Annotated in this window: 12 protein-coding genes and 3 tRNA genes; 5 read left to right on the top strand and 10 right to left on the bottom strand. The window is 73.8% G+C overall.

Going from position 1 to position 13,063, the window contains the following annotated elements; all coding sequences use genetic code 11:
* The first annotated feature begins 404 nt into the window (after nucleotides 1-404).
* From IEW07_RS04070 to IEW07_RS04060, 3 genes are all read left to right on the top strand, one after another.
* A complete protein-coding gene (locus IEW07_RS04070) occupies nucleotides 405-1,211 on the top strand; it encodes an exodeoxyribonuclease III (protein WP_188534571.1) in 807 nt (268 codons plus the stop codon).
* 6 nt (nucleotides 1,212-1,217) lie between these two features.
* A complete protein-coding gene (locus tag IEW07_RS04065) occupies nucleotides 1,218-2,090 on the top strand; it encodes a DUF8083 family protein (protein WP_229741556.1) in 873 nt (290 codons plus the stop codon).
* Between the two features lie 171 nt (nucleotides 2,091-2,261).
* The gene (locus tag IEW07_RS04060) at nucleotides 2,262-3,977 is read left to right on the top strand and encodes a glycoside hydrolase family 13 protein (protein ID WP_188534570.1); all 1,716 of its coding nucleotides are present in this window, start codon (nucleotides 2,262-2,264) and stop codon (nucleotides 3,975-3,977) included.
* Nucleotides 3,978-4,094: 117 nt separating this feature from the next.
* Here IEW07_RS04060 and IEW07_RS04055 read toward each other — a convergent pair whose 3' ends face one another.
* The 5 genes from IEW07_RS04055 to IEW07_RS04035 form a co-directional block, all read right to left on the bottom strand.
* Nucleotides 4,095-4,301: a hypothetical protein gene (locus IEW07_RS04055; RefSeq protein WP_188534569.1), complete on the bottom strand. Its 207-nt coding sequence runs from the start codon at nucleotides 4,299-4,301 to the stop codon at nucleotides 4,095-4,097.
* Nucleotides 4,302-4,365: 64 nt separating this feature from the next.
* A complete protein-coding gene (locus IEW07_RS04050) occupies nucleotides 4,366-4,827 on the bottom strand; it encodes a hypothetical protein (protein WP_188534568.1) in 462 nt (153 codons plus the stop codon).
* A 136-nt stretch (nucleotides 4,828-4,963) separates the two neighbouring features.
* Nucleotides 4,964-5,039, bottom strand: a tRNA-Phe gene (locus IEW07_RS04045).
* A gap of 63 nt (nucleotides 5,040-5,102) precedes the next feature.
* A tRNA-Asp gene (locus tag IEW07_RS04040) sits at nucleotides 5,103-5,176 on the bottom strand.
* Between the two features lie 79 nt (nucleotides 5,177-5,255).
* Nucleotides 5,256-5,328: transfer RNA gene (locus IEW07_RS04035), tRNA-Glu, on the bottom strand.
* 171 nt (nucleotides 5,329-5,499) lie between these two features.
* On the opposite strand from IEW07_RS04035, the gene IEW07_RS04030 reads away from it, so the two are divergent.
* Nucleotides 5,500-5,853 carry a metallopeptidase family protein gene (locus IEW07_RS04030; protein ID WP_188534567.1) on the top strand — a complete coding sequence of 118 codons (354 nt, stop codon included), beginning with the start codon at nucleotides 5,500-5,502 and terminating at the stop codon, nucleotides 5,851-5,853.
* An 18-nt stretch (nucleotides 5,854-5,871) separates the two neighbouring features.
* Here IEW07_RS04030 and IEW07_RS04025 read toward each other — a convergent pair whose 3' ends face one another.
* Nucleotides 5,872-6,942 (bottom strand): universal stress protein, encoded by a 1,071-nt coding sequence (locus IEW07_RS04025; protein ID WP_188534566.1) that lies wholly within the window; start codon nucleotides 6,940-6,942, stop codon nucleotides 5,872-5,874.
* Between the two features lie 181 nt (nucleotides 6,943-7,123).
* Between IEW07_RS04025 and IEW07_RS04020 the strand changes: the two genes are divergently transcribed.
* Nucleotides 7,124-8,485 (top strand): D-arabinono-1,4-lactone oxidase, encoded by a 1,362-nt coding sequence (locus IEW07_RS04020; protein ID WP_188534565.1) that lies wholly within the window; start codon nucleotides 7,124-7,126, stop codon nucleotides 8,483-8,485.
* A 220-nt stretch (nucleotides 8,486-8,705) separates the two neighbouring features.
* On the opposite strand, the gene IEW07_RS04015 is transcribed toward IEW07_RS04020, so the two are convergent.
* The 4 genes from IEW07_RS04015 to IEW07_RS04000 all read right to left on the bottom strand — a co-directional run bounded on the left by IEW07_RS04015 (nucleotide 8,706) and on the right by IEW07_RS04000 (nucleotide 13,063).
* Nucleotides 8,706-10,133, bottom strand: coding sequence for an FAD-dependent oxidoreductase (locus IEW07_RS04015; protein ID WP_188534564.1), 1,428 nt, complete (start codon nucleotides 10,131-10,133; stop codon nucleotides 8,706-8,708).
* Between the two features lie 110 nt (nucleotides 10,134-10,243).
* Nucleotides 10,244-11,188: an ABC transporter permease gene (locus tag IEW07_RS04010; protein ID WP_188534563.1), complete on the bottom strand. Its 945-nt coding sequence runs from the start codon at nucleotides 11,186-11,188 to the stop codon at nucleotides 10,244-10,246.
* The gene (locus IEW07_RS04005) at nucleotides 11,178-11,987 is read right to left on the bottom strand and encodes an ABC transporter ATP-binding protein (RefSeq protein ID WP_188534562.1); all 810 of its coding nucleotides are present in this window, start codon (nucleotides 11,985-11,987) and stop codon (nucleotides 11,178-11,180) included. Before IEW07_RS04005 ends, IEW07_RS04010 begins: the two co-directional genes overlap by 11 nt.
* Nucleotides 11,984-13,063 carry an ABC transporter substrate-binding protein gene (locus IEW07_RS04000; protein WP_188534561.1) on the bottom strand — a complete coding sequence of 360 codons (1,080 nt, stop codon included), beginning with the start codon at nucleotides 13,061-13,063 and terminating at the stop codon, nucleotides 11,984-11,986. Before IEW07_RS04000 ends, IEW07_RS04005 begins: the two co-directional genes overlap by 4 nt.

The raw sequence follows: 13,063 nt of genomic DNA, 5'->3' as shown, positions 1-13,063 counted from the left end.
CCGCTGACGCCGTCGCGGGCGCCGCAGCAGCATCAGCATCGGAGGCCTCGGCCGGGTCCACGGCCGCCGCGCCGCCGGTGCCGCCGCCTCCCCCGGGGGACGCGGCGGCGCTGCCGCCGCTCAGGGCGTCCGCCTGCAGGGGGCGGGCGGCGGAGCTCCCGGTGGGGCCGGCGTCCCGCTCCGCCGCTCCGGCGGCGGGCACCGCGCCCAGGGCGAGGGACGCCGTCACCAGGAGGGCGAGCAGCGCTCGCCCGGGGATCCACCGCATGACGTCCTCCGTGGCTCTCGTCCCGGCCGGCCGGTCCGGCCCGGGACTGATTTATGCAAAAGCATACGAGAGGGGTGGCGCCGCGGGAGGCCCGGCGCGAGCCCCCCCGTGCGGGCCAGCCGGTAACGTGGGACCCATGAGGATCGCCACCTGGAACGTGAACTCCGTCCGCGCCCGCGCCGACCGTGTGGAGGCCTGGCTGCGGCGCTCGGACGTGGACGTCCTGGCCATGCAGGAGACCAAGACGAAGGACGAGGGCTTCCCCTGGGAGCTGTTCGAGTTCATGGGCTACGACGTCGCCCACTTCGGGGTGAGCCAGTGGAACGGCGTGGCGATCGCCTCCCGCGTGGGCATCGAGGACGTCCAGCGCACCTTCCCGGACCAGCCCGCCTTCGGCAAGCCCGGCCAGGATCCCGTCCAGGAGGCCCGTGCGATCGGCGCCACCTGCAACGGCATCAGGGTCTGGTCCCTCTACGTCCCGAACGGGCGCGGGCTCGACGACCCCCACATGCCGTACAAGCTGGAGTGGCTGCGCGTCCTCAAGGACCACGCCCGCCGCTGGGTGGAGGAGGACCCCCGGGCGCAGGTGGCGCTCGTGGGCGACTGGAACGTGGCCCCGCAGGACGAGGACGTGTGGGACATGCAGTTCTTCCTCGACAACGGCCTGACCCACGTGAGCGAGCCGGAGCGCGCCGCGTTCCGCGCCTTCCTGGAGGAGGCCGGCTACCAGGACGTGGTCCGCCCGCGGCACCCCGGCCCCGGCGTCTACACCTACTGGGACTACAAGGGCCTGCGCTTCCCCAAGAAGGAGGGCATGCGCATCGACTTCCAGCTCTACTCCCCCGCCCTGGCCGCGCGCGTGACGGACGCCGTGATCGACCGCGAGGAGCGCAAGGGCAAGGGCGCCTCGGACCACGCCCCCGTCGTCGTCGAGATCGCCTGAGCCGCCGTGTCCCAGCTGCTGCAGGTCGGGCGGACGTTCCGCTCGGCCACGGGGATCCCCCACCAGTTCGCCCTCCGGGTCTACGTGCCCGCCGAGGAGCTCGACGCCCTGTACGCCCCGCTCCTGCCCCGGGCGCTGTCCCCGGAGGAGGCGGGCGTCAACGAGCTGACCGAGCAGCTCGCCCGCCTCGCCGAGCCCGGTGACGACCCGCTGCCGCCCGCCGTGGAGCCGCTGTGGACCCTGCCGTTCTCCGCCGCGCCCCGGGGCCGGGACATGCTCGCCGCCGGGATCGGGGACTTCCCCGTCTACCACCCCCCGCAGCGGCTGCGCCGGTCGCTGCGGCTCGTGGCCCTCGCGGAGGAGGAGGGCGGGGAGCCGCTGCCGAACCTCCTGATCCCCGAGGACGCCATCCGGGCCGCGGGCGAGCGGATCGCCCGGGAGCACTTCACGCCCGTGCACGCCCGGCAGTCCGCGTTCACGGTGCCCATGGCGTGGTTCGCGCTGTTCACCGCGCAGGACCACGTCGAGAGCTTCCACCACGGCAACAGGGTCCACCGGTGCGCGGTGCCGGTCGACGTCGCGACCCGCCGGGTGGTGCGCGCCGCCCAGGTCGTCGAGGACGCCGGGGGCGAGGACCTCGAGGAGCTCGCCGAGGACCTCACGCACCTGGGCCGGTGGCTGGGGGCGTTCTCCGCCAACTCCCTGGTGGTGCTGCACTACGGCGCGGTCGCGGACCGCTTCCAGCCGGACGAGAGCCCCCAGGACTTCCAGGACGCCGTGGAGCTGCTCGCCTCCCAGGACCCCCACAGCGCGGCCGTGGCGTTCCGCCGGCTCATGCACCGGTGGCTGCCCCTGGCGCACCTCGAGAGCGCCAGCTGAGCCGGGGCCCGCGTCCGGCGGCACCGCGCCGTCTCCGTGCAGTCTCCGTGCCGTCTCCCGCAGTCTCCGCGCTGCGCCGGCCGTGGCCCCGGGCGGCCGTTTCCTCCCACGCCCGGACGTGGTTGAGTGGGTGCGCACATCCTCCGACCAGGAAGACCCAAGGAAGACCACATGACGCAACAGGTCAACACGCCCCCCGCGACCGACGACGGGGAGTGGTGGCGCCACGCGGTGATCTACCAGATCTATCCGCGTTCCTTCAACGACTCCAACGGTGACGGCATGGGGGACATCCCCGGCATCATCGAGCGGCTCGACTACCTCGCCGACCTCGGGGTGGACGCCCTGTGGCTGTCCCCGTTCTACGTCTCCCCCCAGAACGACGCCGGCTACGACGTCTCCGACTACCGGGACATCGACCCCCGCTTCGGCACCCTCGAGGACTTCGACCGGATGCGGGCGCGGATGGACGAGCTGGGGCTCAGGCTCATCGTGGACCTCGTCCCGAACCACACCTCGAGCGACCACGAGTGGTTCCGCGCCGCCGTGGCCGCCGGGCCGGGCAGCCCCGAGCGGGCGCGGTACATGTTCCGCGACGGCCGCGGGGAGGACGGCGAGCTGCCGCCCAACAACTGGCGCTCCATCTTCGGCGGGGAGGCCTGGACCCGGCTGCCGGACGGCCAGTGGTACCTGCACCTGTTCGACAGCACCCAGCCGGACCTCAACTGGGAGAACCCGGAGGTGTGGGAGGAGTTCCGCTCCGTCCTGCGCTTCTGGCTGGACCGCGGCGCGGACGGCTTCCGCGTGGACGTGGCCCACGGGCTGGTCAAGGCCGAGGGCCTGCCCGACTGGGACCACCAGGTGCACATGGTCGAGGGCGAGTTCGAGGCCCCCGAGCACGACGAGCCCGACACCCCCATGCACGGGACCAGCCCGTACTTCGACCAGGACGGGGTGCACGAGGTCTACCGCGACTGGCACCGCGTGCTCGCGGAGTACGACGGCGACCGGATGATGGTGGCCGAGGCCTGGGTCGAGCCCGCGCACCGGCTCGCGATGTACGTGCGCTCGGACGAGATGCACCAGGCGTTCAACTTCGACTTCCTGATCGCCGGCTGGGACTGGGCCCGCATGTCCCGGGCCATCGAGGACTCCCTGGCCGAGTCCGCGAAGGTCGGCGCGCCCACCACCTGGGTGCTCTCCAACCACGACACCGTCCGGCACGTCTCCCGCTTCGGCCTCTCCGACCCGATCGCCTACCCCAAGGGCATCGACGCCGGGCACGAGCAGCCCGACCACGAGCAGGGCCTGGCACGGGGCCGCTCCGCGGCGCTGGTCGAGCTCGCTCTGCCGGGCTCCGCCTACCTGTACCAGGGCGACGAGCTGGGCCTGCCCGACCACACCGGTCTGCCCGCCGAGCTGCGCCAGGACCCGGCCTTCGCCCGCACGCAGGGCGAGGAGATCGGCCGCGACGGCTGCCGCGTGCCCCTGCCGTGGGCCGCCGGGGAACCGGGACACGGCTTCGGGGAGGACCCGTGGCTGCCGCAGCCGGAGGCCTTCGCGGCGCTCGCCGCCGACCAGCAGGTGGGGGTGCCCGACTCGACCCACACGCTGTACCGCACGGCGATCCGGCTGCGCCGGGAGCTGGGGCTGGGCCGGGGGGACTTCGCCTGGCACGAGGCCCACGACGCCGCCACCCGCCTGCTCGCCTTCGTCACCACGACCCCCGCCGGGGAGCGCGTCCTGGTGGCCGCGAACATGGGCGAGGAGCCCGTTGCCCTGCCCGAGGGCGAGCTGCTGGTGACCAGCCGTGAGGGCGCCGTCACGGACGGCGCCCTGGGGCCCGAGTCCGCCGCGTGGGTGCGCCTGGCCCCGCTCGTCCGCTGACGACGCCGGGCGGGGGCCGGTGCACTGCGCCTGGCCCCGCCCGGGGCGCCCGCCCTCAGGTCCTGCGGCGGCCCCGGCTCCCGCCGGGGCCGCCGCGGCGTCGGGGAGCGGGGGCCGTCAGCCCTGCTCCGCCCTGTCGGGCAGCTCGTGCTCCCGCAGGTCGCGGTCCAGCGCTTCGCCCGGCTCGATGACGAGGCCGTCCTCGCGCTGGCCCTCCGCGAGATCCCGCTCGGGCTCCTGCGCGGTGTCCTTCACGGCGTCCTTCGCGGTGTCCTTCACAGCATCCTGCGCAGTGTGCTTCGCGGTGTCGTCCTTCCCGCTCATGGTCGCTCCCTCCGTTCCGGGCCCCTGGACGGGGCGTGGTGGGCCCAGTATAGGAAGGGGCGGATCACCGTCCCGGGACGGGCTCCGAGCACCGGCGCTCCAGCCAGTCGTCGACGGGTGCGAGGGCCCGCTGCACCTCGGCGAGCTCGGTCGGCTGCACCGAGCCGCCGGCGGACTCCAGCGCCACCACGGCGTCGTCGAACGCGGGGCGCAGCTCGGCGGGCATCCGGGAGGCGAGCTCCCGCACGGAGGAGACGGTCTCGTGGGCGTGGAAGTCGGGGTCGGCGTCGTCCGTGGACAGGGGCAGGAGGGTCATGGCCGTGTAGGCGCCGGCGACGTCGAAGCAGGTGTCCGCGGCCGCGGCGGGCTCGGCGGACGGAGTGGGCCCGGGGGTGCCGGTCGCCGACTCGAGGACCAGGCCGCGGGGCTGCTGGCCGGACCCGCAGCCCGCGAGGGCCAGCAGGCAGAGGCAGGACAGCACGAACGCCGCCCCGCGGGGGCTCGGACGACGAGGCAGACGGATCACGCGTCCCAGGCTAGGGCGGCAACCTCGGCGTCCGCTGGCAGCAGCCCCTGGACCGCCCCGGCGCCGCCCGGGGGAACGCACGAGGTGCCCCCGGGCACGAAAAAACCGCCGGCCCCTGGGGGCCGGCGGTTTCCGGTGGTGGCTCCGACCGGCGTCGATCCGGTGACCTTACGATTTTCAGTCGTACGCTCTACCAACTGAGCTACAGAGCCCGGCGCATCCGCAGCGGATATGCCGCGACGGCGCAACATCTTCCGATGTGAACGCCGCCTGAGCGACCCTGACGGGACTTGAACCCGCGACCTCCGCCGTGACAGGGCGGCACGCTAACCAACTGCGCTACAGGGCCTTGCTGTTTCCAACGAGGATTGATCTTACCAGCAATCCTCACCGGTTGTGCAAATCGGTGGTCCAGCCACTTCCTCGCGTACCCCCAACGGGATTCGAACCCGTGCCGCCGCCGTGAAAGGGCGGTGTCCTAGGCCGCTAGACGATGGGGGCCAGAACGCCCGCATCGACGACCAGGACCTGGACGGCCACGATCTGGACACGGGAGAAACCGAGTACAGCTTAGAGGCAGGCCCGGTTTTCCACAATTCTCCGCCCCCGCCCCCAGCGCCCGCCGGGAGCGGCGCGGCCCGCGGTGAGGCGGGGGTGGGGTAGGAATGGGGTGTGATCGAGCTGACGCGCAAGGAGTTCGAGGGCGCCGTCGACGACGCCATCGACCTGATCCCGGACGAGCTGTTCCGGGCCATGGACAACGTGGTGATCCTCGTCGAGGAGGAGCCCCCGGCCCACGCCCCCGACCTGCTGGGCCTCTACGAGGGCGTGCCCCTGACCGCCCGGGACGGCGGCTGGGGCGCGGGCTCCCTGCCGGACCGGATCTTCGTCTACCGGGGTCCCCTGCAGCGGATGTGCCGGGACCGCGACGAGCTCGTGGACGAGATCACCGTGACCGTCATCCACGAGGTCGCCCACCACTTCGGCATCGACGACGAGCGCCTGCACGAGCTCGGCTGGGGCTGAGCCCCGCGCCGGGCCCGCTCAGGCGTCCCAGGGGCGGACGTCGTCGAAGTCGAAGTCCTTGCGGGTCTCGATCCGCTCGTCGGGGCGGTCCGGGACGATGATCACGGGCCCGGCGGCGTTGTGCAGCACCCCCTGGGACGTGGAGCCCAGCAGCATCCCGGCGAAGCCGCCGCGGCCCCGGGTGCCGAGCACCACGAGGCGGTTGCGGCGGGTCTGCTCGACCATCACCTGCACGGGCGCGCCGTCGGCGAGCTCCGAGCCGATCTCGAGGTCCGGGAACCAGCTCCTGAGCCAGGCGACCCCGCCGTTCAGGGCGCGCGCGACGTCGTCGTACATCGCCTCGAAGTCCACGGACGTGGGCATCCACGCGAGGGCCCCGCTCGCGGGAGGGAGCGCGCAGACCACGGTCAGAGGCACGCCCAGCAGGCGGGCCTCCTCCGCGGCGTAGAGCATAGCGGCCCGTGCCTGGCTGGAGCCGTCCGAGCCCACGACGACGCGCTCGACGAGCGCCACGGTGCTCGTGAGCGACTCCTCCCCGAGGTGCGCCTCGGCCCACGGGCGGGGCACGACGCCCACGGGGCACCTGGAGTGCGCCGGGACCGCCGTCGAGACCGTGCCCAGCAGCCGGCCCAGCAGGCCGCCGCGGCCGCGGGAGCCCAGGACGAGCAGCTCGGCCGTGCGGCTCAGCTCGAGCAGGGCCCCGGAGGGGTCCCCCGTCTCGACCGTGGCCCGCAGCTCCACGCCGGTGCTCCGGACCTGCGCCGCGGCGTGGTCCAGCATCTCCTCGACGCCCTTCGTGAGGGCGGCCTCGTCCACGGTGGCGTAGCCGGTGTCGAACCCGGAGCCGGAGAACACCGGCAGGCTGTAGGCGGTGACCATGCGCACGGCGCGGCCGCGCCGGACGGCCTCCCGCGCCGCCCACCGCAGGGCGCCGAGGCTCTGCTCGGAGCCGTCGACGCCCACGACGATCTCGCCCGTGGCGTCCAGGGCGGCGCCCTCGCCGCCGGCCGGCCTCCGGCGGCGCACCGCTTCCTCCCCCAGGGTGGGTTCGTGGCGCTCGTCGCGGTCCGGGGACGGTCGGTCGGTCATGGTGCTGCCTCCTGTGCTCAGGGCTTCGCCCCGGCCCGGGCGGACCCGGCCGCGAGCTGTGCCTCCGATGGTACGCGCGGACGCACCGGGATCCGCGGCGCGCGCGGCGGACGATCCGCTTCCGGGGTGAGAAGATGAGCACGCACAGCGCACCCGCCTGCGAGGAAGGACGGTCCCGCCGATGAGCGAGGTCTCGCTGCCCGACACCCTGCCCGGGGAGACCGGGACGAGGGAGTGGGCCACCTGGGGGAGGACGCACTCCGTGACTCCCCGGCACGTGCTCCGCCCCTCCTCCGTGCCGGAGCTCAGCAGAGCCGTGTCCGCGGCCGCAGAGCGCGGCCTGGGCGTGCGGCCCGTGGGGTCGGGGTGCAGCTTCTCCGCCCTGCCCCTGGCGCCCGACGTCCACCTCGACATGACCCGCCTGTCCGGGGTGCTGAGCGTGGACACGACCCGGCACCGGGCCACCGTCCTGGCGGGCACCACGCTCGACGTCGTCAACAAGGCCCTCGACGAGCACGACCTCGCCGTGACCAACCTCCCGGACAGCACCTGGCTGACGGTGGGCGGCGCGGTCTCGACCGGCACCCACGGCACCGGCCTGGGCTTCGAGTCCCTCTCCGGGCAGGTGGTCGGCCTCACCCTGGTCACCCCGGCCGGCGAGCTCCTCGAGTGCTCCGCCGAGCAGCACCCCGAGCTCTTCCAGGCGGCCCGGGTGGGCCTGGGGGTCGTCGGCGTGCTCGCGACCGTGACCCTGCAGTGCGAGCCGGCGTTCCGGCTGCACGCCGCGGAGATCAAGGAGCCGCTCGGCCCGCTCGTCGACTCCCTCGGGAGCCGCATGGAGGGGGCCGACCACTTCGAGTTCTTCTGGATGCCGGGCACCACGACCGCCCAGACCCGCATCCTCACGCGCCTGCACAAGCTCCCGGACTCCTACACCCGGCCCGGCTCCCCGGTGGCGCGCGCCGTCCGCCGGATCGATGACGCCCTGCTGCGCAACACCCTCACGGCCGGGCTCAACCAGCTGGCCACGGTCCTGCCGCGCTCCACGCCGGGGGTCAACCGCCTGGACTCGTTCACCAACAGCCCGCGGGCCTACAGCGACCTCTCCTTCCGGGTGTTCGCCGTGCCGAAGCGGGTCCGGTTCGTCTCGACCGAGTACGCGCTGCCCGTGGAGGAGCTGGCCGTGGCGTTCCGTGAGCTGCAGGCGCTGATCGAGCGCCGCGGCGACGACTTCGCCTTCCCGGTGGACGTGCGCTGCTCCGCCGCCGAGGATCCCTGGCTCTCCCCCGCCCACGGGCGGGCCACCGGCTGGATCGCGCTCCGGCAGTACTGGCGCCGCTACGACCCCACCGCCTTCGCCGCCGCGGAGGAGATCTTCGTGGCCCACGGCGGGCGGCCGCACTGGGGCACCGTGCACACGCAGGACGCCGAGCACCTGCACTCCGTGTACCCGCGGTTCCAGGACTTCCTCGACGCCCGCGCCCAGGTGGACCCGGACGGCGTCCTCCTCAACGACCACACCCGGCAGCTGCTGGGCCTCTGACGGCCCAGCAGCTGCCGCTCCGGCGCCGCTGCACCGCCGGCTCCGGCCCCGGGGGGTGGCGCTCAGCGCCCACAACGCCGCGAGGGGTCGCGTTCAGGGCCCACAACGCCGCGAGGGGTCGCGTTCAGGGCCCACAGCACCGCGAGGGGTCGTTTCCAGGCCGAATGAGCTACTTGTTCCGTTGGAAAACGACCCCTCGCGGTCAGAGAAGGGGCGCCGGTCAGGCGTGGGTCGCGACGGGGTCCGCCACGCCCTCGCGGGAGACGCAGACCATCTCCTCGCGCTCGACCACCTTGACGCGCTCGCGCGGGTTGCCCTCGGCGTCGTGCGAGGACTGGCCGAGCCCCTGCTCGTACTCGTCGAGGGCCAGCCAGCCCTCCCACGTGGTGTACTGCACGCCGCGGGCCTCGAGCACGTCGTTGACGGACTGCGGGTCCGGGGAGGAGGCGGCGGGCAGCAGCGGCCGGTCCTCGAGCAGGTGGGTGACGGTCTCGAGGGCGTCGGACTTGGTGGCGCCGATCAGCCCGACGGGCCCGCGCTTGATCCAGCCGGTGGCGTAGAGGCCGTGCAGCACGGCGCCGTTGTCGGCGACCACGCGTCCCTCCACGTTGGGGATCACGCCGCGGCCGTCGTCGAACGGCAGCTCGGGCAGCCGGGAGCCGAGGTAGCCGACCGCGTGGTAGACGGCCTGCACCGGGTAGTCGACGAACTCGCCGGTCCCGGACACGGAGCCGTCGCCGTTGAGGCGGGTGCGCTCCATGCGCAGGCCCACGACCTTGCCGTCCTCCCCGAGCACCTCGCGGGGGCTCTGCAGGAAGTGCAGGTGCAGGCGCCGGGAGGCGGTCTTCGGGGAGTCGTCGGCCCGCCACTTCTCGAGGGTCTTGACCATGACCTTGGCCTGGTTGTTCTCGGCGATGGCCCGCTCGGAGCCCTCGTCGTACTGGAAGTCCTCGTCGTACACGACGATGTCGACGTCCCGCGACTTGGCGAGCTCCCGCAACTCGAGCGGCGTGAACTTCACCTGGGCGGGGCCGCGGCGGCCGAAGATGTGCACGTCAGTGACCGGGGAGGCCTTGAGCCCCTGGTAGACGTTGGCGGGGATCTCCGTGACGAGCATGTCGTCGGCGTGCTTGGAGAGCACGCGGGCCACGTCGAGGGCCACGTTGCCGTTGCCGATCACCGCGACCTCCTTGGCCTCGAGCGGCCAGGTGCGGGGGAAGTCGGGGTGGCCGTCGTACCAGGCGACGAACTCCGCGGCGCCGTACACGCCCTCCAGCTCGGTGCCGGGGATGTTCAGCGGGGCGTCGTAGACGGCGCCGGTGGCGAAGATCACGGCGTCGTAGTGGGCGCCGAAGTCGGCGAGCGTGAAGTCGGTGCCGTACTCGACGTTGCCGAAGAACCGGATGTCGCCGCGGCCGAGGATCGAGCGCAGCGCGGTGATGATGCCCTTGATGCGGGGGTGGTCGGGGGCCACGCCGTAGCGGATGAGCCCGAAGGGGGTGGGGTAGCGGTCGAACAGGTCGATGCTGACCTCGAGCTCGCCGCTCTTCACGGCCTCGGACTTGGTGAGCATGTCTGCGGCGTAGATGCCGGCGGGGCCGGCGCCGATCACGGCGACGCGCAGGGGGCGGGTGGTGGTGTCAGCCACGGGTTTCCTTTCGACAGCGCGCACGGCGTGCACCGTGCGCGGCGGGACCGGGTCCCAGGGTAGTGAAGTCGGCGCAGAACTTCCTGGACGGGGAGGGGTCGGGACGAGGCTCAGGAGCGGGGGCCGAGCAGCCCCCGCCCCCGCAGCAGCCGCCGTTCCACGGGGTTGAAGAACAGCAGCTCCACGAGGATGCCCACGGCGAGGATCGCGAGCACCGCGGCCATCACCACGGCCATGTTGGAGACCGTCCGCCCCTGTTCGAGCAGCGATCCCAGGCCGAAGCCGATGGAGCCGCCGATCGCGATCAGCTCGGCGCCCATGAGGGAGCGCCACGAGAACGCCCACCCCTGCTTGAGCCCGGCCACGTACCCGGGCAGGGCGGCGGGCAGGACGATCTTGGCCGCCATGGTCCAGCCGGACGCGCCGAGCACCTGGCCGGCCCGGCGCAGCTGCGGCGGGATCTGGTCCACGCCGGCGAGCATCCCGTTGACGATCGACGGGATCGCCCCCATGAGCACCACGAAGTACACGGTGGCGTCGGAGAGGCCGAACCAGATGATCGCCGCCGGCACCCAGGCGACGGACGGGAGCACCTGCAGCCCCGAGATGAGGGGGCCGACGGCGTTGCGCAGCCCCTGCCGCTGCGCCACGAGCAGGCCCAGCGGCGTGGCGACGGCGACGGCGATCAGGAAGCCGCTGATCCCGCGCCACAGGCTGGTGCCCAGCGCCCCCCACAGGGTCCCGTCCGCGAGCAGCACGCCGAGCTGGCGGGCGACGTCGAAGGGTCCCGGCACGACGTCGGGGCGGGGGTCCAGCAGGGCGACGAACAGCTGCCAGGTCAGCAGCCCGAACAGCAGGGCGACCAGGGGCGGCGCCACCTTGGTGCGGAGGATCTGGCCGACCGGGGCGCGGCGGGGCCGCTCGGTCTGCAGGGCGTCGAGCCCGGCGAGCTCGTCCCCCGCGGCGGCCGGGCGGGCCTGGGCGGGGGCGGTGGTGGGCGCGGGGCCGGGGCGGGTGCCGGCCACGGCGGGCAGGGCGGCGGTCTCAGGCGGCATGGCGGCTGATCTCCTCCCGGAGGCGTCCGGTGATGGTGCGGGTCAGCTCGCCGAGGGTCTCGTCGAGCGACTGGGCGTTGCCCTCGAAGCCGTAGGCGTCGGGGTCCTTCCAGGGGCGGGTGTCCCACTCCTCCACGATCCGGCCCGGCCGGGAGGACATGAGCAGCACGCGCTCCCCCAGGCGGACGGCCTCGCCCACGTTGTGGGTGATGAACACGATGGTCCGGCCGGTGGCCCGCCAGATCCGCAGCAGCTCCTCGTGGAGCAGGTCGCGGGTGATGGCGTCGAGCGCGGAGAACGGCTCGTCCATCAGCAGCACCTCCCGCTCCTGGGCGAGCGCGCGGGCCAGGGCCACGCGCTGGCGCATGCCGCCGGAGAGCTCGTGGGGGCGCTTGTGCTCGGCGTGGGGCAGCCGGACGAGCTCGAGCAGCTCCCGGGCCCGGCCCGCGCGCTCGGCCCGCGGCACGCCGCGCAGCTCGAGGGCGAGCTCCACGTTGCGCCGGGCCGTCAGCCAGGGGAACAGGGCGGCGTCCTGGAACATCAGCGCCGCGCCCTCGTCGGGCACGGTGAGGGTCCCGTCCGTGGGCTCCTCGAGGCCCGCCACGATGTTCAGCAGGGTCGACTTGCCGCAGCCGGACGCGCCGAGCAGGGCCACGAACTGACCGGGCTCCACGGCCAGGTCCACGTCCGCCAGCACCGGCCCGTCCGCCTCGGCGAACGTCTTGGTCAGGCCCTCGAGCCGGATGGCGGGGCCGGGAGCGGCGGTCCGCCCGGCGGCGGGCGTCGTGCTGGTGCTCATCGGTCCTCCTCTCCGGAGCGGACGCGGTCGAGGAGGGTGGTGTCCACGAGTCCCTCCACGGAGGCCTCCTGGGTGGTGCCGGCGCGCACCGCGTGCTCGAGCAGCGCCGGGTAGGTGTCGGCCAGGGGGTCGACGGTCCACTCGATCGCCCCGAGCGCCCCGACGGCCGTGGTCTGCGGCAGCGGGTCGGTGTCGGCGGCCTCGAGGGCGGCGTTGAGCGTGTCCGCCACCAGCACGGGGTCGTCCTCGTGCGCGTGGAGCCAGCCGACGGACTCGTCCAGGCCGGACAGGAGCTTCTCGACGGTCTGCGGGTGCTGCTCCAGGAAGTCCTGGCGCACCGCGAGCACGGTGGTGGGGTACCGGCCGTCCGCCCACAGCTCGCTCTCGTCCACGAGCACCTTCGCGCCCTCCTCCTGGACCGCGCGGGTGGCCCAGGGCTGGGGCAGCCAGCCGCCGTCGATCTGGCCCTGGCGCAGCATCTGGAGGGCCTGCCCGTTGGGCATGGGCGTGATGCCGACCGCGCGCTCGCCGTCGCCGTCGGCCGCGTACCCGTGGTCGGCGAGCCACGTCCGCAGGGCCACGTCCTGGGTGCCGCCGAAGTCGGGGGTCGCGAAGGTGCGGCCCCCGAGGTCGTCCTCCCCGGCGACGTCACCGGACACCACGAACTGGGCGCCCCCCGAGGCCGCCCCGGCCACCACGGTGAGGGACTCGCCCCCGGACTGGATGAAGGAGTTGATCGCGGGGTTCGGGCCCACGAACGCGGCGTCGACCTCTCCCGCGTTCATCGCCTCGATGGCGGTGGGGCCGCTGCTGAAGACCTGTGTGGACAGCTGCGTGTCCCCGAGCTCCTGGGCGAACAGCCCCTCCTGCACGCCGACCAGGGCCGGGCCGTGGGTGAGGTTGCCGAAGTAGCCCAGGGTCAGCTCGGAGGCGTCGGAGGTCTCCACGGAGGCCTGCTCCCAGGCCTCGAGCGTCCCGTTGGCGCGCAGCACGGTGGCGGCCACCGTCAGGACGGCCAGCACCGCGAGCGCGCCGAGCACGAGCGTCCAGCCCCCGGCCCGACGACGCCGCGCCAC

Origin of the sequence: Kocuria dechangensis (genome assembly GCF_014636775.1) — a bacterium.
Taxonomy (GTDB): Bacteria; Actinomycetota; Actinomycetes; order Actinomycetales; family Micrococcaceae; genus Kocuria; species Kocuria dechangensis.
This window is presented reverse-complemented; position numbering and strand designations above follow the sequence as displayed.

Coding starts and splice junctions, on each gene's coding strand:
- IEW07_RS04060 (WP_188534570.1), top strand. CDS start 2,262: ATGACGCAACAGGTCAACACGCCCCCCGCGACCGACGACGGGGAGTGG.
- IEW07_RS04070 (WP_188534571.1), top strand. CDS start 405: ATGAGGATCGCCACCTGGAACGTGAACTCCGTCCGCGCCCGCGCCGAC.
- IEW07_RS04005 (WP_188534562.1), bottom strand. CDS start 11,987: ATGAGCACCAGCACGACGCCCGCCGCCGGGCGGACCGCCGCTCCCGGC.
- IEW07_RS04055 (WP_188534569.1), bottom strand. CDS start 4,301: ATGAGCGGGAAGGACGACACCGCGAAGCACACTGCGCAGGATGCTGTG.
- IEW07_RS04025 (WP_188534566.1), bottom strand. CDS start 6,942: ATGACCGACCGACCGTCCCCGGACCGCGACGAGCGCCACGAACCCACC.
- IEW07_RS04020 (WP_188534565.1), top strand. CDS start 7,124: ATGAGCGAGGTCTCGCTGCCCGACACCCTGCCCGGGGAGACCGGGACG.
- IEW07_RS04010 (WP_188534563.1), bottom strand. CDS start 11,188: ATGCCGCCTGAGACCGCCGCCCTGCCCGCCGTGGCCGGCACCCGCCCC.